This is a genomic window from Noviherbaspirillum sp. UKPF54, from assembly GCF_007874125.1.
Taxonomy (GTDB): Bacteria; Pseudomonadota; Gammaproteobacteria; order Burkholderiales; family Burkholderiaceae_D; genus Noviherbaspirillum.
In genome coordinates this window covers 4,045,963-4,068,861 of sequence record NZ_CP040128.1, presented here as the reverse complement: position 1 = coordinate 4,068,861, position 22,899 = coordinate 4,045,963, and the positions used below count along the sequence as shown (strand labels likewise).

The window sequence follows — 22,899 nt, the reverse complement described above, 5'->3', positions numbered from 1 at the left end:
CCTACCCTATGCCTGCCATTAATGCGCGCCCGCGCGCGGACGCTTGAACAGCGCGCCGATCTCGCCCACGATCCCGCGGCGGAACAGCAGCACGCAGACGATGAAGATAAAACCGGTGACGATGGTGACCGAGTCGCCGATCGAACGGAACCATTCGACGCTGGTGAGCGTGGCCAGCCAGTTGCCCAGCTCGCCCAGCTTGTTTTCCAGTGCGATGATGATCACCGCGCCCACGATTGGCCCGACCAGGGTGCCCATGCCGCCAACGAGCGTCATCAGGATCACCAGGCCCGACATGGTCCAGTGCACGTCGGTGAGCGTCTCGAAGCCGAGCACGACTGTCTTGGTGGCCCCGGCCAAGCCGGCCAGCGTGGCCGACAGCACGAACGCCAGCAGCTTGTACTTGTCGACGTCATAGCCCAGGGAAATGGCGCGCGGCTCGTTTTCCTTGACTGCCTTGAGCACCTGGCCGAACGGCGAGTGCACCGTACGCATGATCAGCGCAAAGCCGGCGATGCAGATCGCCAGCACCACGTAGTACAGCACGAGATCGTTGGACAGATCGACCATGCCCAGCAGGCGGCCGCGCGGCACGCCCTGCAAGCCATCCTCGCCGCCGGTAAACGGCGCCTGCAGGCACACGAAATACAGCATCTGCGCCAACGCCAGCGTGATCATCGCGAAATAGATACCCTGGCGGCGGATCGCCAGCAAGCCCATGATCAGGCCGATGGCCGCCCCGGCCGCCGTGCCCAGAAGAAGGCCCAGCTCGAACGGCAAGCCCAGGTCGCGCAGCACATAGCCTGCAGCATAACCGGCGCCGCCAAAGAAGGCCGCATGGCCGAACGACAGCAACCCGGTAAAACCGAGCAGCAGGTTGAAGGCGCAGGCGAACAGCGCGAAGCACAGCACCTTCATCAGGAACACCGGGTACATCACGAAGGGCAAACCCAGGGCGGCGATGAAGGCGATTGCGTAACCGATTTTCTTGTTCATGGTTGAACCGTTTCGAGTGACTTCTGGATTACTTCTCTTTGCCGAACAGTCCGGCCGGCCGGATCATCAGCACGATGGCCATGATGATGAACACCACGGTGGCGGACAGTTCCGGATAAAACACGCGGGTAAAGCCTTCGATCACGCCCAGGGCGAGGCCGGTGATGATCGAGCCGAGAATGGAACCCATGCCGCCGATCACCACTACCGCGAACACCACGATGATCAGGTTGCTGCCCATCAGCGGCGATACCTGGATCACCGGCGCGGCCAGCACGCCGGCAAAGGCTGCCAGCGCCACGCCAAAGCCATAGGTCAGCGTGACCATCAGCGGCACATTGATGCCGAAGGCTTCCACCAGCTTCGGGTTCTCGGTGCCGGCACGCAGATAGGCACCCAGCTTGGTCTTCTCTATCACGAACCAGGTCGCCAGACACACCGCCAGGGAAGCCACCACCACCCAGGCACGGTATTTCGGCAGGATCATGAAGCCGAGGTTGAATGCGCCGGCCAAGGCGTCGGGCACCGAATACGGCTGGCCGGACACGCCATAGAACGAGCGGAACAGGCCCTCGACCATGAGCGTGATGCCAAACGTCAGCAGCAGGCCGTACAGGTGGTCGAGCTGGTACAGCCAGCGCAGCATGGTCTTTTCGATGACGATGCCGAACAGGCCGACCAGCAGCGGCGCGGCGATGAGCATGACCCAGTAATTGACTTCGAAATAGTTCATCCCCATCCAGGCGAGGAACGCGCCCATCATGTACAGCGCGCCGTGCGCGAAGTTGATCACGTTGAGCAGGCCGAAGATCACCGCGAGGCCGAGCGACAGCATCGCGTAGAACGAACCGTTGACCAGGCCGAGCAGCAGCTGGCTTAACAGGGCTTGCAGGGGGATGCCGAATAGTTCCATGAGCGAATATAGGAAAGCGTATTAGCGGAATTGCGCCTTCGCCTGCCGGGAGAAGGCGCAAATGAGAAGCGAGCGTCGCAATCTGCTGCGGCATCGTTGCGAGCTCACTCCCCTGTTCCCTCCTCCCGCCGAAGGAGGGAAACCAGGCACGTTACAGGCTGACAGACAAACCTGCGCGCAATGGCGGTGCAGTTGCGATCAGCTTACTTCCACAGCGAGCACTTCGATTCCGCCTTGGTCGTGAAGGCCTGCTCGCCCGGGATGGTCTGCACCACCTTGTAGTAATCCCATGGGTACTTCGATTCCGAGGGCTTCTTCACTTCCATCAGGTACATGTCGTGCACCATGCGGCCGTCCGGGCGGACCACGCCATTCTTGGTGAACATGTCGCTGATCTTGGTCTTCTTCAGGTGCGCCATCACCTTGTCGGCGTCGTCGCTGCCGGTTGCCTTCACCGCGTTCAGGTATTGCGTGGCCGCCGAGTAGTCGGCCGCCTGCAGCATCGACGGCTCCTTCTTCATCTTCGAGAAATATTTCTTCGACCAGGCGCGGGTATCCTCATTCTGGTCCCAGTACCAGCCGTCGGTCAGGTACATGCCCTGGGTCAGGTTCAGCCCCAGCGAGTGCACGTCGTTGATGAACATCAGCAGGCCGGCCATCTTCATCGTCTTGGTGATGCCAAACTCGTTGGCGGCCTTGATCGCGTTGATGGTGTCGCCGCCGGCATTGGCCAAGCCCAGGATCTGCGCCTTGGAGGACTGGGCCTGCAGCAGGAAGGACGAGAAGTCGGAAGCCGACAGCGGATGCTTGACGCTGCCGAGCACCTTGCCGCCGTTGGCCTTGACCACGTTAGCGGTGTCGTTCTCGAGCGAGGCACCGAAAGCATAGTCGGCGGTCAGGAAGAACCAGGTCTTGCCTCCCTGCTTGACAACGGCCGAGCCGGTGCCCTTGGCCAGCGCCACGGTGTCATAGGCATAGTGCACGGTGTACGGGCTGCACTCCTCGTTGGTCAGGCGCGAGGTGCCGGCGCCGATGGCGATGAACGGCTTCTTCTTTTCCGCCGCGATCTTGGCCATCGACAGGCTGGTGGCGGAATTGGTGCCGGCGATGAGCACGTCCACGCCCTGCTGGTCGAACCATTCGCGCGCCTTCGAGGCGGCGATGTCGGCCTTGTTCTGGTGATCGGCATAGATGAACTCAATCTTCTTGCCGTTGATCGCGCCACCCGCATCGGCGATCGCCATCTTGATCGCCTCGACGCCGCCGGGGCCGTCGATATCGGCATACAGGCCCGACATGTCGGTGATGAAGCCGATCTTGATCACGTCGCCCGAGACCTGCGCCGACGCGGCACCGGAAAAACCAAACGCCGCAGCGGCAGAAACTGCAAGTGCAATTGCTTTTAATTTCATCACGATCTCCTTAGTTGAACAGCCGACCTGAGCGGTCTTTCTTATACCCCGAGCAGCGAATGCAGCACGGGCATTTTGGTATCCAGTTCGGAGGCAGCGAAGGTCTCGACGATCTGACCGTGCTCCATTACATAAAAACGGTCCGCCAGCGGCGCGGCGAAGCGGAAGTTCTGTTCCACCATCACGATGGTATAGCCCTTCGCCTTCAGGGTTGTGATCATGCGTGCCAGCGCCTGCACGATCACCGGCGCCAGGCCTTCCGAGATTTCGTCGAGCAGCAGCAAGCGCGCACCGGTGCGCAGGATGCGGGCCACCGCCAGCATCTGCTGTTCACCGCCCGACAGGCGCGTGCCCTGGCTGTTCTTGCGTTCCCGCAGGTTGGGGAACATCTCGTAGATTTCGTCGACCGACATGCCGCGGTCCGTCTTCGACACGAACGGCGGCAGCATCAGGTTTTCCTCGGCCGACAGCGACGAAAAGATGCCGCGCTCTTCCGGACAGTAGCCCACGCCGAGATGCGCGATCTTGTAGGTCGGCAGGCCGATCGCTTCTTTGCCGTTGATCTTGATCGAGCCGCGGCGCGCGCCAACCAGGCCCATGATGGAGCGCAGCGTGGTGGTGCGGCCCGCGCCGTTACGGCCCAGGAGCGTGACGACCTCGCCCGGTTCGACCGACAGGTTCACGTCATGCAGGATGTGCGATTCGCCGTACCATGCCTGCAGTCCGGAGATGGACAGCGCCGGCGCCGCCATCAGTGCGCTCCTTCCAGCGCGCCGCCGGTGGTGCCCATGTAGGCTTCCATCACCTGAGGGTTCTTCGACACTTCTTCGTAGCTGCCTTCGGCCAGCAGCGCGCCGCGCTGCAGTACCGAGATGCGATCGCTGATCCCGGAAATCACGCTCATATTGTGTTCGACCATCAGGATGGTTCTTCCGACAGAAACTTTCTTGATCAATTCGGTGACGCGGCTCACGTCTTCGTGGCCCATGCCTTGCGTCGGTTCGTCCAGCAGCATCAGTTCCGGTTCCATCGCCAGGGTGGTAGCGATTTCCAGCGCGCGCTTGCGGCCGTACGGCAGGTCGACCGTGATCGTGTCGGCGAACTTGTCGAGATCGACTTGCGCCAGCAGCGCCATGGCGCGCTCATTGAGCGACGCCAGCGTCTTTTCGCTCTTCCAGAAATGAAAGGAATTGCCCAGCGGGCGCTGCAGGCCGATACGCACGTTTTCCAGCACCGACAGATGCGGGAAGACGGCGGAAATCTGAAACGAACGGATGATGCCCTGGCGCGCGATCTGCGAGGGCCTGGCGGCCGTGATGTCACGGCCGTTGAACAGGATCTGGCCCGAAGTCGGCACCAGGAACTTGGTGAGCAAATTGAAACAAGTCGTCTTGCCGGCGCCATTCGGGCCGATCAATGCGTGGATATGGCCACGCTGTACACGTAAATTCACATTGTTGACCGCGGTGAATCCCTTGAACTCCTTGGTCAACTGCCTCGTCTCCAACACCGCATCCGACATCGGTTCTCCCTGTTGCCTGCTGTTCGTGAGGTGCATTCGAGAGTGTCATGCACTCCCAGCACAGTACACAGTACGCCTTTGAGGGTGACAATACGGCAAACAATGCTTCTGCCGATTGTTTGGCCTGCATCAATTTTGTATTTATTTATTAATTGATTGCAGGTAATGAACGCATGTTAGCACGGAGGAAATGTACGCGGATTACGTGATTCTACGTAGTGGTCCTGCCCCGCCTCCTGTGGATTGCGTGGGTTCAGGAAGCCATCGCGCCGCTCAATGCACGCGCCTTCTCGCGCAGGGAGGCGGTAAACAGCATCGCCGATTCCGCCGCCTTCAGGCGGCCGAGATCGAAGCGCTGCAGGTGCTGCAGCACGATCTGGTTGATCGATACCGTCGCCTGCATCATCAGCAGGTCGGCGCTGGAGGTGACGGCGTCGGTTTGCGGCGGCGCGACGAACGGCGCGGCGCTCTCTTCGCGCACGGTATCGAGGCAGTGATAGATGTCGGCCAGCGAAATCGCATGCGGCGCGCGCGTGCAGATCCAGCAATCCTGGTGCGCCTCGTGCGGCTTGAGCAGCCCGCCGGCCGTCAGCGCGCGCAACAGCTTGCGCAGATAGCGCACCGATAATTCGAGCGATTCGGCCAGCTGGGCGGCACTCGGCGGATGCGACGCATTGCAGATAATCTGCGTCATCACTTCCAGCGCGGTGGACAGCTGCAGGTGCAGCGATGCATTACCGAGGATGAATTCTTCGTTCTGGTACATGGCGGGGCGGGCGGCGATCATGGTGGAAAGCAGCTTACGCGAGCGCGGCGCAGCAAATCCAATGCTTTGTCAACATGACGTTATGCAGGAAATGCATAACCTTCGCCAACCCCGCCCGAGCGCGATCAGCGCCGTTGCGCGCGTATCCATTGCGCCGCCTTTTCCGCAATCATGATGGTCGGCGAATTGGTGTTCCCCGACGTAATCGTGGGCATCACCGAGGCGTCGACCACGCGCAATCCCTGCACGCCCTTGACGCGCAGCTGACTGTCGACGACTGCCAGCGCGTCGTCGGCGCGGCCCATCTTGCAGGTGCCGACCGGGTGGAAGATGGTGGTGCCGATGTCGCCCGCCGCGATCGCCAGCTCCTCGTCGGTGCGGTAATGCGCGCCCGGCTTGAACTCTTCGGGCGCGTATTTTTTCAGCGCCGGCGCGGCCACGATATTGCGCGTCAAGGACAGCGCCTCGGCGGCGACCTTGCGGTCTTCCGGCGTGCTCAGGTAATTGGCGGTGATCTTCGGCGCGGCGAAAGGATCGGCCGAGGCGATGCGGATATGCCCGCGCGCCGTCGGCCGCAAATTGCACACGCTGGCGGTAAACGCGGGGAAGGGGTGCAGCGGCTCGCCGAAACGATCCAGCGACAGCGGCTGCACGTGGTACTCGAGGTTGGGCGTGATATGGGCGGAATCCGAGCGGGTGAAGGCGCCCAGCTGTGACGGCGCCATCGACATCGGACCGCTGCGCGACGCGAGGTACTGCATGCCGATCTTCATCTTGCCGACCCAGTTGTTCGCCATCGTGTTGAGGGTTTTCGCGCCGCGGATCTTGAATGCCATGCGCAGCTGCAGGTGGTCCTGCAGGTTTTCGCCCACGCCCGGCAAGTCGAGCGCCACCGGCACCCCGTGCCGCTGCAGCAGCGGCGCCGGCCCGATGCCCGACAATTGCAGGATCTGCGGCGAGCCGACCGCGCCAGCCGCGCAGATCGTCTCGCGCGCGGCTTGCGCGAACCACTCCGTGCCGCCGCCGGTGAATTCGACGCCCGTGCACACGGTGCCCTGTGCGCCCGACTCCAGGCGCAGGCGCTTGACGTGGCAGCCGGTCATGATGTCGAGCTGCCCTTTCCTGCCTTCGGCCGACTTCAGGAAGGCGCGCGCGGTATTCCAGCGCAAGCCCTTCTTCTGGTTCACTTCGAAATAGCCGCAGCCTTCGTTGTCGCCGCGGTTGAAGTCGTCGCATTTCGGGATGCCGACCTGGGCTGCCGCCTCGCGGAAGGCGTCGAGGATTTCCCACGACAGGCGCTGCTTTTCGACGCGCCATTCGCCGCCGGCGCCGTGGTGCGCGTCGGCGCCCTTGTGATAATCCTCGCTCTGCTTGAACACCGGCAGCACGTTTTCCCAGCGCCAGCTGTCATCGCCGGTCAGGGCCGCCCACTCATCGTAGTCGCGTGCCTGGCCGCGCATGTAGATCATGCCGTTGATCGAGGACGAGCCGCCCATCACCTTGCCGCGCGGGTAAATCAGCGCCCGGCCGTTCAGCCCGGCGTCGGCCTCGGTGCGGTACAGCCAGTCGGTGCGCGGGTTGTTGATGCAGTACAGGTAGCCGACCGGGATGTGGATCCACAGGTAATCGTCCTTGCGGCCGGCTTCCAACAGCAGCACCGACACGCCCGCGTCCTGCGCCAGCCGGTTGGCCAGCACGCAACCGGCCGAGCCAGCCCCGATGATGATGTAATCATATTTACCTGCGGATTCCACGGCTACGCTCCCCCGTTGTCCCTGTCGTTATCAAATCAATGCCTGGCGCCATTCGGCCACCAGCGTCTCCAGCAGCCTTGCGGCCGGCATGGCGCGCACCATAGCCACGCCCTGCCCGGCCCACAAGGACATCAGTTCCGTTTCATTCAGTTTCGCCGCCTGCGAGCGGATCGCGCCGGTCAAGGCGTTCTGCACCGGATAGGCGGGCAGCTGGCGCTCCACGTCCTGCATCGCATCCATGAAGCGGTTGACCAGTCCGCGCGCATAGCGCCCGGAAAACGCGCGGGTCAGGCGCGTGGCCGCGCGCGCCGGCGCATGTGCCGCTTCCAGCAGGCGCTCCTTGTAGAGCGGATGGATGCCCGACTCGTCGGTGGCCAGAAAAGCCGTTCCCATCTGGACCGCCTGCGCCCCCAGTGCCAGGGCGGCGGCGATGCCGCGTCCATCCATGATGCCGCCGGCGGCGATCACCGGGATGCGCACCGCGTCGGCCATCTGCGGCACCAGCGTGAATGTGCCGAGGCCATCTTCTTGCGCGCCGATGAAGGTGCCGCGATGGCCGCCGGCCTCGATGCCCTGCGCGCAGACGGCATCCGCGCCGGCCGCTTCCCATGCCTTGGCCTCGGCCACGTTGGTGGCGGTGCCGACCACATAGATGCCGGCCCGGTGCAGGCGTTCCACCTGCTCGGCGCTCAAGATGCCGAACGTGAAACTGGCGATCGCCGGTTTTGCCGCAATCAATGCCTCGAATTGCGCCGGGAAATCCTCGCACCATTTCGTCGGCAGCGGCAGTTCGTTCCAGCCGAGCGGCTCCCATACCGGGCGCAGCAGCTCGCGCGCGCGGTCGACTTCACCGGCGGCGGGTTGCGGCGCCGGCTGCACGAACAGGTTGACGATGAATGCATGCGTGGTCAGAGCACGGACCTTGTCGACTTGCTCGGCCAATGCCTGCGGCGACAGCAAGGGGGCGGCCAGCGCACCGATGCCGCCGCCATTGGACACGGCCGCCACCAGCTGCGCCGTCGTCGCTCCGCCTGCCATCGGCGCCTGGATGATCGGATAACGGCAAAAATCCATCAGCTCCATGCTGTCCTCTCGATTTCTTGTCTGATTGGCATTTCCCCGATTTCGGTAGGAAAAGGACGTTTTTTATCTTGTATTTGATATATACGAATAGTAGTAGTGGTTAACGCCTGCCGATTTCTGTGGATAACAGCGTAAACCGGAAATAAATCAGCCATTTAGGCGCCGTACAAGTGCTTGCACAAGCACTGTATGGACAAAGGACAGATCGTGGACAAAAAATCCGCGGCCGAATAACTCGACGGTTGTTCCCAACGCATCCAGCGGCTATCCAAAGAGTTATCCACAGAAGTATTGAAACACCAGCGGCTTCCCGCTCAAGCGGGAAGGACAGCGCTTGAACACCGGCCTCACTTCGCCACCGGCATCGTGAATTCCGCTCCCTTGCCGATCGTTTGCGGCCAGCGCTGCATCACTGACTTGTAGCGTGTGTAGAAGCGCACGCCCTCTTCGCCGTATGCATGCAGGTCGCCGAACAGCGACCGCTTCCAGCCGCCGAACGAATGCCAAGCCATCGGCACGGGAATCGGCACGTTGATGCCGACCATGCCGACTTCGATGCGGCGGGAAAACTCGCGCGCCGTATTGCCGTCGGAAGTAAACAGCGACACGCCGTTGCCGAATTCATGGGCATTGATCAGCTCGACCGCGGCCGCGAAATCGGGCACCCGCACCACGCACAGCACCGGCCCGAAAATCTCTTCTTTATAAATCGTCATGTCCGGCGTCACATGATCGAACAGCGAGCCGCCCAGGAAAAAGCCGTTTTCGTGGCCTGCCACTTTCAGGCCGCGCCCGTCGACCAGCAGCTTGGCGCCGGCCTGCACGCCGCCGGCGATATACGCCTCGATCTTGGCCTTGTGCTGGGCGGTGACCACCGGGCCCATTTCGGCATCGGCGTCCATGCCGTTTTTCACTTTCAACGCGTTGACGCGCGGGATCAGCGCCTCGATCAGGCGGTCGGCCACGCTGCCCACCGCAACGGCCACCGAAATGGCCATGCAGCGTTCGCCGGCCGATCCGTAGGCCGCGCCAATCAAGGCATCGACCGCCTGCTCCAGGTTCGCGTCCGGCATCACCACCAGATGGTTCTTGGCGCCGCCCAGCGCCTGCACGCGCAGTGGATAGGCGCCCTGGCGGCGCACGCCTTCGGTATAGATGTACTCGGCAATCGGGGTCGAGCCGACGAAGGACACCGCCTTGACATCCGGATGGTGCAGCAGCGCGTCGACGGCGACCTTGTCGCCCTGCACCACGTTGAACACGCCGTCCGGCAAGCCGGCCTCGTTGAGCAGGTCGGCAATCATCAATGACGGCGACGGATCGCGCTCGGATGGTTTCAAAATAAAGGTGTTGCCCGTGGCAAGCGCCATCGGCGCCATCCACATCGGCACCATGAACGGGAAGTTGAACGGCGTGATGCCGGCGGTCACGCCCAGCGGCTGGCGCAGCTGCCAATTGTCGATGCCGCCACCGATGTTGTCGGTGAATTGCGTCTTCAGCAACTGCGGCACGCCGCAAGCGAATTCGACCACTTCCAGCCCGCGCGTGACTTCGCCCTTGGCATCGGAAAACACCTTGCCATGCTCGCGCGTGATCGCAGCGGCCAGGTCGTCCTGGTGTTTTTCAATCAATTCCTTGAACTTGAACAGGATGCGCGCGCGCTTCAAGGGCGCGGTCTCGGCCCAGGCGGGCGCGGCATCGCGCGCCGCGGCAACGGTCGCCTCGACTTCCGCGACGCTGGCCAGCGCCACGCGCGCGCCGACTTCGCCGGTGGCGGGATTGAACACGTCTTGCGCACGGCCGGAAGTGGAGGCGACCACTTGGCCGTTGATGTAATGCTGGATCTGCTGCGTCATAAGAATTCCTTTTAAAGATTTCCAATTTTCCACAGCATATCCCTGCCGTAATCGCAAATCCAATGAGTTCTTATCAAGAATGTTATAAGCCGGTTTTATAATGACTGGCATGGACCTGACCCAATTGCGCGCCTTCGTCACCGTCGCCCGCGAAGGCAATCTGACGCGCGCCGCCGAGCGGCTGCACCTGACCCAGCCGGCGGTCAGCCTGCAGATCAAGTCGCTGCAAAATGCGCTGAACCTGCAGCTATTCACCCGCACGCCATCCGGCATGGCTCTGACCGACGACGGCGCCAAGCTCTTGCCGTTCGCCGAGCGCGTCATGGACAGCGTGGCCGAGTTCCGCCAGGGCGCGGCTGCCCTGCATTCGACGCTGTCGGGGCGGCTGTCGATCGGCACCATCCTCGACCCGGAATTCATCCGTCTCGGGCCCTTCCTGAAACGGCTGGTGGAAAGCTATCCGCAGCTGTCGACCCAGCTGCAGCACGGGATGTCGGGCTGGGTGCTGCAACAGGTCAAGGCCGGCACGCTCGATGTCGGCTATTTCCTCGGCACCCCGGGCAAGGAATTCCACGCGCTGCGGCTGACGTCGTTTACCTACAACGTGGTCGCGCCGCAAGGCTGGAAAACCCGCGTCGCCGGCCGCGACTGGCCGGCGCTGGCGAAGCTGCCGTGGCTGTGGACGCCGCCCGAATCGGCCCACCACCGCCTGCTCACCAAGACCTTCGGGCATTACAAGGTCACGCCCAACAAGGTGGCCCTGGTCGACCAGGAACCGTCGATGCTGGATCTGGTGAAGTCGGGCGTGGGGCTGTCGTTGATGCGCGAGTCGATCGCCTTGCGCGAAGCGCATGCGCACGGCCTGGTGATCGCCGACAAGGTCAGCCTGTCGACCGACCTGTCGTTCATCGCCTTGGCCAAGCGCAGGAACGAGCCCACGATCGCTACCGTCTTTGCATTGCTACAAGCGTTATGGGGAAATGAATAGCAAAGATTTAATATTTTGACGATTTCTTGCTTGGTTGTTGCTTTTACGCCTGTGGATAAGTCCTTGAATTTCCGCTTGAAGCATTGGGGATAACCAAGATACCTTTCCACACCCGGATTTTTGTCCCAAAACTATCCTTGCGCCATACAGGTTTTATCAAAAGTTTTATGCAAGCCGTAAACTTCTGATTTTCCGGCGGTTTACCGGGTTATCCACAGGCGATGGCCGGTGTTAACCATTACTACTATTCGTATATAAAGACTTTTAAATTAAAACCGCATTCCCTTCACCCAGCGCAGTTGCGCAAACCCCAGCACGGCTCTACGCTACGCTATTGCCTTAATGCAGCACGTTGAAACACCGAAGATAAAGACCGATTCCAATGATTTCCCCTCCCTTTCGCCTTGGCGTGATCAGCGCCTTGCAACATGAACAACATGGCCTGATCGACCTCATGCAAGACCGGCAACCCGTCACGCGCGCCATGCGCGAGTACATCACGGGCAAGTTGTGGGGCGTGGATTGCGTGTGCGTGCTGTCCCGCGTGGGCAAAGTCGCCGCCGCGGCCACGGTCGCCACGCTGATCGAGCGCTTCGGTGTCACCCATATCGTGTTTACCGGCGTGGCCGGTTCCGCCGATGCAGACGTGCGCGTGGGCGATATCGTGGTGGCCGATGCGCTGGTGCAGCACGACATGGATGCCACTCCGCTGTTTCCGCGTTTCGAAGTGCCGCTGACCGGCCAGTCGCATTTTGCTTCCGACATCCACCTGACCAACCGGCTGGCCAAGGCCGCATCCGATTTCATGGACAGGGATTTGCGGGAGCTGGTCGCCGTGCCGGACATCGAGGCCTTCCGGCTGCACCAGCCGCGCGTGCACCGCGGCCTGATTGCCAGCGGCGACGAATTCATCGACTGCCGCAACAAGCTGGCCGGCCTGAAGCAGGCGCTGCCGCCGCTTCTGGCGGTGGAAATGGAAGGCGCGGCGGTGGCGCAAGTCTGTTTCGAATTCGGCGTGCCGTTCGCGGTGGTACGCACCGTGTCGGACGCGGCCAACGAAGATGCGCCGGTCGATTTCATGCAATTCATCGACCGGGTCGCGGCGCGCTATGCGTTCGGCATCGTCAAGCGCCTGTGCGAGGATAGCGCGCCGCACTGAGTCACCGGCCGCTGCTGCGTTCGCCCTCGCCCTTGCCCGCGACCGGCGGCGGCGCGGCAGGTTTTTCGCCGGCTTGCGCCAGCAGCGTGCCGCACTCGCTTTTTTCGCCGGGGCCGACATTGATCAGCGGGATCAATGCCGCCGCCACCGGCGCCAGCACGCCCAGCGCGACCGCGCCGCCGGCCTTGGCCGCCAACACGCCCTTGTCGACGCCGACGTCCGGCTTCTTGAACGAACCGTTCACATACAGCGGCGAGCGCAGCGAGATCAGGCGCATGCCCTTGCTGTCGGGGCGGATCTCCAGCGCCAGCTGTTCTTTCGCCAGATTGATGCGGCCATTGACGTAGATCGTCGCATCCTTGGTGTCGACCACGAAGGCGCGCGATTGCATCACGCCATTCTCGATCGTGAAGTCGTTGACGGCGCAATTGAGCTGCACCTGCTTGTCGCCGAACAGCTTGGTGGCGATGATGGTGCTGATGTTCAAGCCCATTTCTTCCAGCAGCAGCTTGCTGATGGTGCCTTGATTGATGACGGCCCGCAGTTCGCCGTCGGACGACGCCAACAGCGTGGCCACCGAATTGCCGGTTGCGCTGAGCGCCGCTTCGCCATTGATTTCGCCCAGGCTCGCCTGCATCTCTTTGATCGTCGGGAACAACTGTTTCAGCTTCAGGTGGCGCGCCGTCAGCCGCAATTGCGCTTTCATCGGCTTGCTCTTGCCGTGGATTTTCAGGTTCGACACCAGGTTGCCGCCGGCAATGCCGAACTTCAGCGGCGCCAGCGTCAGTTCGCCGTCCTGCAACTGGATGCGGGTGACGAGGTGATCGATCGGCAACTCCTTCTCGCGCACGATCTTGCGCCCGGTGAATTGCACGTCGGCGTCGATGCTGTCCAGGCGGTCGGTCTTGAAGGTTTCCACCGGCAAGACCTTGTCCTTGGGCTGGTCGACTTTCGCATTGCGCTGCGCCTTGCTCTTTTCCGAGTCGGCGCCGACGATGGGCGACAGATCCCTGAAGTTCAGGTAGTTCGATTCGACGGTGCCTTCCAGCAGCGGGCGCGGCTTGCGCGCCTTGAAGTGCAGGCTGCCGGACAAGTCGCTGCTGCCGACCTTGCCGGAAAATTTTTCATAGTTCCAGTCGCCGCCGAGTTCGTTGAGCGCGCCATACAGGTGGCCCTCGGTCGAGAATGGCGGCGTCTCGGGCAGCACGACATGGATGAGCGGGTACAGCTGTGCCATGGAGACGCTCGCCAGCTTCAGGCGCAGGTCGAGCGCGCCCAGCCTGGTCGGCTCGGTCAGCGTGCCCGTGGCATCGATCGTGGTTTTTCCGACATGAACCGTCGCATCGATCGGGTATTTCGCCTGCTGGTCGCGCAGCGACAGCACCGAGCCCGCCCTGCCGTTGCCGGACACCGCTTCACCGTTGAAGGTGCCGTCGAGCTTCCAGCCGATCTGGTAGTCGCCGCCCTCCTTGCCGAGGGTGTCGATCTGGGCCTTGATGTCGGCGTGCTTGATCGCGTCGACCAGATGCACCGCCCCCTTGCTCAGGATCAGGCGCTGCAGGTCGAGCTCCCAGGCCGACGGCTTGCCGGACGAATGGAAGGTCCAGTTGTTGCGGCCATCCTTGTCGCGCTGCAGGAACAGGCGCGGCTCGTCCAACGCCAGCGAGGGAATGACGATGCGGTGCCGCAGCAGCGGCAGCGGGCTGACCGAGAACGTCACCTGGCGCGCCTGGGCCATCGTCGGTTCGGCGGCCCAGTCCGGGTTGCCGAAGACGACATCCCGGGCATTCAGGCGCGGCCACGGAATCCAGTCGCGCCAGCCGCCTTGCGAACCCGGCGGCGCATGCCAGGTCAGCGACAAGTCGCCGCGGATGTCGAACGCGCGTCCGGTCGCTTCGCTGACACGCGAGTTGATCCACGGCTTGACGCTGTTCCAGTTGAAATTCAACAACACGGCTACGGCAATGACGAGAATCGCGAGTAGCCCGCCCCCACTCCAGATCAGTATTTTCGCCGCGCGAGACATGTCTATCAGACTTGTCAAACATGCAGGAGTTCAAGGTGCGGGTGCCCCCCGCGCCGGCCGCCGGTTTCATGCCGCGTGGGCTCGGCGCGAATCGTCCGGCGCCTGGGCGCGCTCGGCCAATCCGTAATCGCGGATCACTTGCGCCACGCGCAAGCGGTAGTCCGCAAAAATGCTTTCCCGTCCCTTGGCCTGGACGGCGCGGTGCACTTCGAGGTTGCGCCATTGCCGTACCGCTTGCTCGTCGCGCCAATATGACAGAGACAGCAGCTTGCCGGGTTGCGCAAGGCTCTCGAAGCGTTCGATCGAAATGAAGCCGTCGATCTGTTCCAGGTACGGGCGCAGCGCCGCGGCCGCGTCGAGATAAGCCTGCTTTTGGTCGGCATGCGGCAGCGCTTCAAAAATCACGGCGATCATTTTCCTACTCCTTGCCGGAGGCGGCGGTCTGGAACGTTTCATCGACGATTTCGGTAAACGTGCGCTCCTCGCGCAAAATGAATTTTTTCGCTTGCGCCATTTCGAAATTGGCGCGCCCTTGCGGATCGGCTTTCAAGCGTGCGCGATATTGCTCGTATGCGGCCAGGCTGTCGAACGCAATCAGGCCCCAGGCCACGTTATTCGTTCCTTCATGGGGCAGGAAATAGCCGATCAGGTGGCCGCCGCAACGTGGAATGATGCGGCCCCAGCATTGCGCATATTCCTTGAACGCATCGCGTTGAAAGGGATCGATTTCGTATCGGATAAAGCAGGTAATCGCCATGATGCTCCTCGTTGTCGGTGGTGGCAGTGCACCCACGATAGCGCCTTGAGAGCCATGCATGGTTCGGCTAACATCGAACCATGAAAGACGGCCCCAATATCGTCCGCATTGCCGCGCTGATCGGCGACCACGCGCGCGCCGAGGCGCTCACCGCGCTCATGAGCGGGCGCGCGCTCACGGCGACCGAACTGGCGGATGCGGCCGCGGTGACGAAGCAGACCATGAGCGGCCATCTCGCCAAGCTGCTGGACGCGGGGCTGCTTGCGGTGGAGGCGCAGGGGCGGCATCGCTATTACCGCCTCGCCGATGAAGAGGTCGCGCACCTGCTGGAATCGCTGATGGGGGTGGCCTACCTCACCGGCGCGGTAAGACTGCGTTCCAGCCCGCGCGAGCCGGCGTTGCGCCAGGCCAGGGTCTGTTATGACCATCTGGCCGGCGAGCTCGGGGTGCGCATCTATGCGCACTTGCTGAAAATGCAGGCCCTTGTGCTGGGCAGCGACGGCTTGGCAGTCACCGAAACCGGGCGTCGCTGGTTTGCGCAAATCGGCATCGACACCGATGCCCTCGCATCGAAGCGGCGTCTGTTTTGCCGCACCTGCCTGGATTGGAGCGAACGGCGCCATCACCTTGCGGGCAGCCTGGGTGCGGCACTCTTTACCCGCTGTATCGAGCAAGGCTGGGCCCGCCGTGCCGCCGATTCACGCGTCGTCACCTTGACGCGCGCCGGCCAACTGGCATTGCAAGAACTGCTCGGCGAGCAATCCCGCTAGCGCCGTCGGGGCTCGCACTCCTATCCAGGTTTCCCATTTTCACCGCAATGCAGCTTTACCGTGGCTAGGTAGGGGGGCGCTCGGTCCAGAGCAATTCCCTATTGGTAATATTGACACACGTCAACAATGCGAGAATAGTAATTATATTTTCTATGGGTAACTAGATAACTAGATGTGTGGATGCCCTTGCCCGAAATGCGTATTCCGGTAACCGGTTTCGGACAAGAACGACGAGCCCTCCTGTTTAATGAAAAGAACGACGATGGAACAGTTAGTGCCACATCTGCCTGCCGATACCGGCCCAGAAGAGCCCATTGCCCGTCCCCGCGCCGCGCTCAGCCAGAAAATCGGGGGAATTTTCCTGGTGCTCCTGCTGCTGGGCGTGGCCAACGTCATCGTCGTGCACACCTTGCTGGCGGAATTCAACGGCGTGGCTGCCACGGTCAACATCGCGGGAAAGCTGCGCTTCCTGAGCCAGAAAATCGCGCTCAACGCCAGCAATGCGCTGCACGGCTGGAGCGCCGGCAAGGGCATTGCCGAAAGCGATATCGTCGACTACGAGGCGGCGCTCGAAACCCTGGCGCAGGGCAAGCAAGTGTTCGGCCATTCCATCAAGCCGCTCACGGCGCAGCAGCACACGGAACTGGGCGCGATCCGGCGCGACTGGAGCGGCTACCGCGCTTACATCGAGTCGCTGCTGGCCGGAGCCGCCACCGGCAACGCCAGCGCGGTTCAGCTCGCCGAGATCACCGAAGGGTCCGCGCGCATGCTGGCCGGAGCCGAACGGCTGCTGCAATCGCTGACGCTGGATGCGCAGCAGCGGCAGGAACAGGCGCTCAACACGATGTATTTGCTTCTGCTGGTGGACGCGGCGGGGCTGGTGGGCGTATTCATGCTGATCCGCATGCGGATCGTCTATCCCTTGCGCAAGCTTGCGCGGCGCAGCCGCGAACTGGCCGAAGGCAACTACCACGTGCGCATCGGCTACCGGGCCGACGATGAAATGGGCCAGCTCGCCGACGCCTTCAACTACGCCGCGCAGCGCATCGGCGCGCTCGTCGGCAAGCTCGAGCTGGAGCACCAGAGCCTGTCGCAGGCGGAATCGATGTTTCGCGGGCTGGCGGAAAACTCGGTGGTGGGCGTCTACGTCTTGCAGGACGGGTGCTTCCGCTTCGTCAATGCGAAGATGGCCGGCATGTTCGGCTACGAGCGCGACGAGATGCTGGAAACGGTCGGCGTCTACGACCTGGTGCCGGAGGGCGATCGCAACCTGGTGGAATCGAACATGCAGAAGCGCCTGCGCGGCGATACCCAGGGCGTGCGCTACGAGCGGCGCGCGCGCAGGAAAGATGGCGACATCTTCGACGTCGAGGTGTTCGGCTCCGTCATGCAGCTCGACGACAGGCCGGCGACAATCGGCATCATGCACGACATCACGGAGCGCAAGCAGGCCGAGGCGAGCGCGCGCATGGCGACCCTGGTGTACCAGAACAGCGCCGAGGCGATGACCATCACCGATGCCGAGGGCATCGTCATCGACATCAATCCCGCCTTTACCCGGATCACCGGCTACGAACGGGACGAAGTCGTCGGCCAGCGCATCAGCATCCTGCGCTCGGGACGCCAGGACCGCGCATTCTACGACGCGATGTGGCACGCGATCGCCAGCACCGGGCACTGGCAAGGCGAAATCTGGAACCGCCGCAAGAACGGCGACGTGTATGCGGAATGGCTGACCATCAGCACCGTCTACAACCCGAACGACACGGTGTTTCGCCGTATCGCGCTGTTTTCCGACATCACGTACAAGAAAAAGACCGACGACCTGGTATGGCACCAGGCTAACTTCGATTCCCTGACCGGCTTGCCGAACCGCCTCATGTTCCGCGACCGCCTGGAGCAGGAAATCCGCAAGTCGCACCGCGCGTCGCTGCCGATGGCGCTGATCTTCCTCGACCTGGACCGCTTCAAGGAAGTCAACGACACCCTGGGCCACGCCGTCGGCGACAAGCTGCTGCAGCAGGCCGCGCAGCGCCTCTCGGGTTGCGTGCGCGAGTCCGACACGGTGGCGCGGCTGGGCGGCGATGAATTCACGATCATCCTGGGCGAGCTGAACCAGCCGAACAACGTCGAGCGCATCGTGCAGGACGTGCTCAGGAACATGGCCGAGCCATTTGTTCTCGGCGACGAGGTCGCCTACGTGTCGGCCAGCCTCGGCATCACGTTCTATCCGGACGACGCGACCGAAATCGAGGACTTGCTCAAGAATGCCGACCAGGCGATGTACGCCGCCAAGAACCTGGGGCGCAACCGCTTTCACTACTTCACGCCGTGCATGCAGCAGGAGGCGCAGGCGCGGCGCCGCCTCATCAGCGACTTGCGCCTGGCGCTGGCGGAACGGCAGTTCCGCGTGCAGTATCAGCCGATCGTGGACCTGTCCACCGGTGCCATCAGCAAGGCCGAGGCGCTGATCCGCTGGCAGCACCCGGCCCGGGGCCTGGTCAGCCCGGCCGAGTTCATTCCGATTGCCGAAGAAACCGGTCTCATCGTCGAGATCGGCGACTGGGTATTCCGCGAAGTGGTGTGGCAGCTGTCGCGCTGGCGCGCGCGCTACCCGCAGCTGGTGGTGAGCCTGAACACCTCGCCGGTGCAGTACCGCAACAGCGGCATCGACCATCTCGGCTGGTTCAAGCATTTGCACGACTTGGGAGTGCCGGCCAACGCCATCTCGGTGGAAATCACGGAAGGCTTGCTGCTCGATACCAGCGCCGCCATCACCAACCAGATCCTGCGTTTCCGCGAAGCTGGCGCGGGCGTGGCGCTCGACGATTTCGGCACCGGCTACTCGTCGATGTCCTATCTCAGCAAGCTCGATATCGACTACCTGAAAATCGACCGCTCCTTCATCCTCGACCTGACGCCGGAATCGGAAAACGTGGCGCTCTACGAAGCGATGATCGTGATGGCGCACAAGCTCGGCATCAAGGTGATCGCCGAGGGAGTGGAAACGGAAGAGCAGTTCCGCATCCTCCAGGCCGTCGGCTGCGACTATGCGCAGGGCTACCTGTTTTCCAGGCCGGTGCCGCCCGAGGAGTTCGAGGCGCTGCTCCGGAGCGCGCCGCCATCCATGCTGAACTGAGGCGCCCGCTCCCGGTCATGCCGGAAGCGGGCTGAGCCGCGCTTATTACGCCTGCAGCGTCATCAGGCTGGCATTGCCGCCGGCAGCCGTGGTGTTGACGCACAGCGCGCGTTCAGCCACCAGGCGCCACAGCGGAATCGGGGCGATGTCCGCCGTTTCCACCACCGGCACCAGCGCGCCTTCGCGCGCGGCCAGTTGCGGCAGCAGCTGCGGCGCGCGGGCCGCGTCCACCAGCGCCATCTGCAGCGAAGCCTGCGCGACATCGTTGCCAGAGAGCGTGGCGACGGCGTTGCGCACCGCATCCGGCAGGCCTGCCGGCAGCAGGCCCGCCGACTCCGCCGACACCAGCGCCTTGTTGCCGGTCGCGAGAACGGCCGCCAGCTGGTTCAGCAGGGCATCCACGCTCGAAGCAGAGCACAGCACGGTGCCGCGCGGTGCGAACGTCAAGGTGTTGCGCTCGCCGGTCGGCCCCGGCAGCACCAGCATGGTGTCGAGCAGGGACTCGTGCAGGTAAGCTTCGGCCAGCGTGACGATGCGCGCATGGCCGTGCAGGCCGGCCCACCACACCAGGCTGTCGAGGATGGTGTGAGTGGCGTTCTGCGGCGTATGGATGGTGTGCGCCGCACGCGCCACCGCCGCGCCGCGCTGCAGGCGCTTGAGGTAGAGCGGGCCGCCGGCCTTGGGGCCGGTGCCGGACTTGCCTTCGCCGCCGAACGGCTGCACGCCGACCACCGCGCCGATGATGTTGCGGTTGACGTAGATGTTGCCGACGTGCGCGCGCGACGTGATGAAGTCGATCGTCTCGTCGATGCGCGAGTGGACGCCCAGCGTCAAGCCGTAGCCGGTGGCGTTGATCGCGTCGATCAGCTGCGGCAGCTGGTCACGCTTGTAGCGCAGTACGTGCAGCACCGGGCCGAACACTTCGCGCTGCAGCTCCGACAGCGAGGCGATCTCGATCACCGTCGGCGCCACGAAGGTGCCGTTTTCGCAACCGGCCGGCAGCGGCAGCTGATGGAAGTCGACGGCGCGCGCTTTCATCCGCTCGATATGGCGCAGCAGGTTCTGCTGCGCTTCGGCGTCGATCACCGGGCCGACGTCGGTCGCCAGGCGGTCCGGATTGCCGATGACGAGTTCCTGCATCGCGCCCTTGAGCATCTTGATGGTCTTGTCGGCGATGTCGGCCTGCAGGCACAGCACGCGCAGCGCCGAGCAGCGCTGGCCGGCGCTGTCGAAGGCGGAGGCCAGCACGTCCTGCACCACCTGTTCCGGCAAGGCGCTGGAATCGACGATCATCGCGTTCTGGCCGCCGGTTTCGGCGATCAGCGGGATCTCGTGCTTTTCTTGCAGCGCGCGCGCGGCCAGCGTGCGGTTGATCAGTTGCGCCACTTCGGTCGAGCCGGTGAAGATCACGCCGCGCACGCGGGAGTCGGCGGTGAGCCGGGCGCCGACCACTTCGCCGCGTCCCGGCAGCAATTGCAATGCGCCGCGCGGCACGCCCGCTTCATGCAGCATTTCCACCGCGCGGTGCGCGATCAGCGGCGTCTGCTCGGCGGGCTTGGCCAGCACCACGTTGCCGGCGGCCAGCGCCGCGCTCACCTCGCCAGTGAAGATCGCCAGCGGGAAGTTCCACGGGCTGATGCACACGACCGGGCCGAGCGCGGCGGCATTCGGCTCGTTGGCCACCTGCGCGGCGTAATAGCGCAGGAAGTCGACCGCTTCGCGCACTTCGGCAATCGCGTTCGGCAGCGACTTGCCCGCTTCGCGGATCGTCAGCGCCAGCAATTCGAACTGGTTCTGCTCGAACAGGTCGGCCGCGCGCGCCAGCGCTGCGGCACGCTGCGACGGCGGCGTGGCCTGCCAGTCGGCGGCGTAATGCGCGGCGGCGGCCAATGCGCGCTCGACGTCGTCGGCGCCGGCTTCGATGACCTGGCCGACGACGTCGCGCCGGTCGGCTGGATTAAGCACCGCTTGCGCGGCGCCGCTGGCGGTACCGTCGGCCAGCAGGGGCGCGGCCTGCCACTGATGGGCGGAGAAGCGCTGGAATACCGCGTCGATGTCGCGCAGCGTGTTTTCGTTGCTCAGGTCGACGCCGGCGGAATTGTCGCGTTCGCCGCCGAACAGCTTGACCGGCAGCGCGATGTTCTGGTGCGGCTCGCCGCCGAGCTTTTTGGCGGCTTCGAGCGGGTCGGCGATCAGGGTTTCGATGGCGACGTTTTCATCGACGATCTGGTTGACAAAGGACGAGTTCGCGCCGTTTTCCAGCAGGCGGCGCACCAGGTACGCCAGCAGGGTTTCGTGCGAGCCGACCGGCGCGTAGATACGGCACGGCTTGCCCAGGTTTTCCTCGCCCACCACCTGGTCGTACAGGGTTTCGCCCATGCCGTGCAGGCACTGGAATTCGTAATCCTTGACGCCCTTTTCCTGCGCCCACACGTAAATCGACGACAGCGAGTGCGCGTTGTGGGTGGCGAACTGCGGATAGATCACGTCGGCCGCGGCCAGCAACCGCTGTGCGCACACCAGATACGACACGTCGGTGTAGACCTTGCGCGTGTAGACCGGATAGCCCGGCATGCCGTCGACCTGGGCGCGCTTGATTTCGGCGTCCCAGTAGGCGCCCTTGACCAGGCGCACCATGAACTTGCGCTTGCTGCGGCGCGCGAGATCGACCAGGTAATCGATCACGAAAGGACAACGTTTTTGATAAGCCTGCACCACGAAGCCGATGCCGTCGAAGCCGGCCAGGTCCGGGTCGAACGCGAGCGCTTCCATCAGGTCGAGCGACAGCTCCAGGCGGTCGGCCTCTTCGGCGTCGATGTTCAGGCCGATGTTGTATTGCTTGGCCAGCAGCAGCAGCTTCTTCAGGCTCGCCAGCAATTCCTCCATCGTGCGCTGGCGCTGTGCGCGCGAATAGCGCGGGTGCAGCGCGGACAGTTTCACCGAGATGCCGGGGCCGTTCTTGATGCCGCGGCCGTTGGAGGCGCGGCCGATCGCGTGGATCGCCTCTTCGTACGAGCGATAGTATTTCGCCGCGTCTTCTTCCGTGAGCGCCGCCTCGCCCAGCATGTCATACGAATAACGGTAGCCGCGCGCCTCGTTGTCGCGGCTGTTGGACAGCGCCTCGTCAATCGTCTGGCCGGTCACGAACTGGTTGCCCAGCATGCGCATGGCCAGGTCCACGCCCTTGCGGATGAGCGGCTCGCCGCCCTTGGCGATCAGCTTGGTGAGCGCGGAGCCCAGGCCCTGTTCGCTGTTGGTGGACACCAGCTTGCCGGTGATGAGCAGGCCCCAGGTGGCGGCGTTGACGAACAGCGAAGGCGATTCGCCCAGGTGGCGTTTCCAGTCGCCCTTGCTGATCTTGTCGGCGATCAGGCGGTCCGCGGTCTGGTGGTCGGGAATGCGCAGCAGCGCCTCGGCCAGGCACATCAAGGCCACGCCTTCTTCCGACGACAGCGAGAATTCGTGCATCAGGGCGTCCACGCCGGACGCGCGGGTGCGCTTTTCGCGCACGGTCTGCACCAGGTCGGACGCCAGCGCCTGGATGCGGCTGTGCGCGATGTCATTGTCCTGCGCCTGCGCCAGCAGCCATTGCACGGCTTCGCGCTCGTCGCGCCGGTACGCGGCCGTGATCGCGGCGCGCAGGGGCGAGGCATTTTGCAGCACTTCATTGTGCAAAGCGGCAAATGGAACGTTGGAAGCGGTAACTTCACGGGAAGCAATCAACATAGGAATCCGTTCAAATCACAGAAAAATGATGA

Annotated in this window: 17 protein-coding genes; 4 read left to right on the top strand and 13 right to left on the bottom strand. The window is 63.3% G+C overall.

Annotation, left to right across the window (positions count from 1 at the left end):
* Positions 1-18 precede the first annotated feature (18 nt).
* The 9 genes from FAY22_RS18785 to FAY22_RS18745 all read right to left on the bottom strand — a co-directional run bounded on the left by FAY22_RS18785 (position 19) and on the right by FAY22_RS18745 (position 10,302).
* On the bottom strand, positions 19-996 hold the full coding sequence (locus FAY22_RS18785; RefSeq protein WP_146332028.1) for a branched-chain amino acid ABC transporter permease: 978 nt from the start codon (positions 994-996) through the stop codon (positions 19-21).
* Between the two features lie 28 nt (positions 997-1,024).
* Positions 1,025-1,909 carry a branched-chain amino acid ABC transporter permease gene (locus tag FAY22_RS18780; protein ID WP_146332026.1) on the bottom strand — a complete coding sequence of 295 codons (885 nt, stop codon included), beginning with the start codon at positions 1,907-1,909 and terminating at the stop codon, positions 1,025-1,027.
* A gap of 203 nt (positions 1,910-2,112) precedes the next feature.
* Positions 2,113-3,321 (bottom strand): ABC transporter substrate-binding protein, encoded by a 1,209-nt coding sequence (locus tag FAY22_RS18775; protein ID WP_146332024.1) that lies wholly within the window; start codon positions 3,319-3,321, stop codon positions 2,113-2,115.
* A 41-nt stretch (positions 3,322-3,362) separates the two neighbouring features.
* On the bottom strand, positions 3,363-4,073 hold the full coding sequence (locus FAY22_RS18770) for an ABC transporter ATP-binding protein (RefSeq protein WP_146332022.1): 711 nt from the start codon (positions 4,071-4,073) through the stop codon (positions 3,363-3,365).
* Positions 4,073-4,843 carry an ABC transporter ATP-binding protein gene (locus FAY22_RS18765; RefSeq protein WP_146333532.1) on the bottom strand — a complete coding sequence of 257 codons (771 nt, stop codon included), beginning with the start codon at positions 4,841-4,843 and terminating at the stop codon, positions 4,073-4,075. The genes FAY22_RS18770 and FAY22_RS18765 overlap by 1 nt, the downstream gene beginning before the upstream one ends.
* Positions 4,844-5,096: 253 nt before the next feature.
* Complete coding sequence (locus tag FAY22_RS18760; RefSeq protein ID WP_146332020.1) at positions 5,097-5,630, bottom strand: Rrf2 family transcriptional regulator; 534 nt, start codon at positions 5,628-5,630, stop codon at positions 5,097-5,099.
* Positions 5,631-5,734: 104 nt separating this feature from the next.
* Positions 5,735-7,363 (bottom strand): GMC family oxidoreductase, encoded by a 1,629-nt coding sequence (locus FAY22_RS18755; RefSeq protein ID WP_146332018.1) that lies wholly within the window; start codon positions 7,361-7,363, stop codon positions 5,735-5,737.
* Positions 7,364-7,393: 30 nt separating this feature from the next.
* Entirely contained in the window at positions 7,394-8,446 is a 1,053-nt protein-coding gene (locus FAY22_RS18750) for a nitronate monooxygenase family protein (protein ID WP_146332016.1), read from the bottom strand.
* A gap of 347 nt (positions 8,447-8,793) precedes the next feature.
* Positions 8,794-10,302 (bottom strand): CoA-acylating methylmalonate-semialdehyde dehydrogenase, encoded by a 1,509-nt coding sequence (locus FAY22_RS18745; RefSeq protein ID WP_146332014.1) that lies wholly within the window; start codon positions 10,300-10,302, stop codon positions 8,794-8,796.
* Between the two features lie 109 nt (positions 10,303-10,411).
* On the opposite strand from FAY22_RS18745, the gene FAY22_RS18740 reads away from it, so the two are divergent.
* Both FAY22_RS18740 and FAY22_RS18735 read left to right on the top strand, forming a co-directional pair.
* Positions 10,412-11,290 (top strand): LysR family transcriptional regulator, encoded by an 879-nt coding sequence (locus FAY22_RS18740; protein ID WP_146333531.1) that lies wholly within the window; start codon positions 10,412-10,414, stop codon positions 11,288-11,290.
* Between the two features lie 382 nt (positions 11,291-11,672).
* Complete coding sequence (locus FAY22_RS18735; RefSeq protein ID WP_146332012.1) at positions 11,673-12,449, top strand: 5'-methylthioadenosine/adenosylhomocysteine nucleosidase; 777 nt, start codon at positions 11,673-11,675, stop codon at positions 12,447-12,449.
* A 1-nt stretch (position 12,450) separates the two neighbouring features.
* Here the strand turns inward: FAY22_RS18735 and FAY22_RS18730 are convergent, their stop codons facing one another.
* From FAY22_RS18730 to FAY22_RS18720, 3 genes are all read right to left on the bottom strand, one after another.
* Entirely contained in the window at positions 12,451-14,475 is a 2,025-nt protein-coding gene (locus tag FAY22_RS18730) for an AsmA family protein (RefSeq protein WP_146332009.1), read from the bottom strand.
* A 66-nt stretch (positions 14,476-14,541) separates the two neighbouring features.
* The gene (locus FAY22_RS18725; protein ID WP_146332008.1) at positions 14,542-14,889 is read right to left on the bottom strand and encodes an antibiotic biosynthesis monooxygenase; all 348 of its coding nucleotides are present in this window, start codon (positions 14,887-14,889) and stop codon (positions 14,542-14,544) included.
* A gap of 4 nt (positions 14,890-14,893) precedes the next feature.
* On the bottom strand, positions 14,894-15,232 hold the full coding sequence (locus FAY22_RS18720) for an NIPSNAP family protein (protein WP_146332006.1): 339 nt from the start codon (positions 15,230-15,232) through the stop codon (positions 14,894-14,896).
* Positions 15,233-15,312: 80 nt separating this feature from the next.
* On the opposite strand from FAY22_RS18720, the gene FAY22_RS18715 reads away from it, so the two are divergent.
* Both FAY22_RS18715 and FAY22_RS18710 read left to right on the top strand, forming a co-directional pair.
* Positions 15,313-16,002 carry a helix-turn-helix transcriptional regulator gene (locus tag FAY22_RS18715; protein ID WP_146332004.1) on the top strand — a complete coding sequence of 230 codons (690 nt, stop codon included), beginning with the start codon at positions 15,313-15,315 and terminating at the stop codon, positions 16,000-16,002.
* Positions 16,003-16,276: 274 nt separating this feature from the next.
* Positions 16,277-19,141 (top strand): EAL domain-containing protein, encoded by a 2,865-nt coding sequence (locus FAY22_RS18710; RefSeq protein WP_168204882.1) that lies wholly within the window; start codon positions 16,277-16,279, stop codon positions 19,139-19,141.
* A 45-nt stretch (positions 19,142-19,186) separates the two neighbouring features.
* Here FAY22_RS18710 and putA read toward each other — a convergent pair whose 3' ends face one another.
* Entirely contained in the window at positions 19,187-22,867 is a 3,681-nt protein-coding gene (gene putA / locus FAY22_RS18705; protein WP_146332000.1) for a trifunctional transcriptional regulator/proline dehydrogenase/L-glutamate gamma-semialdehyde dehydrogenase, read from the bottom strand.
* Positions 22,868-22,899: the final 32 nt, after the last annotated feature.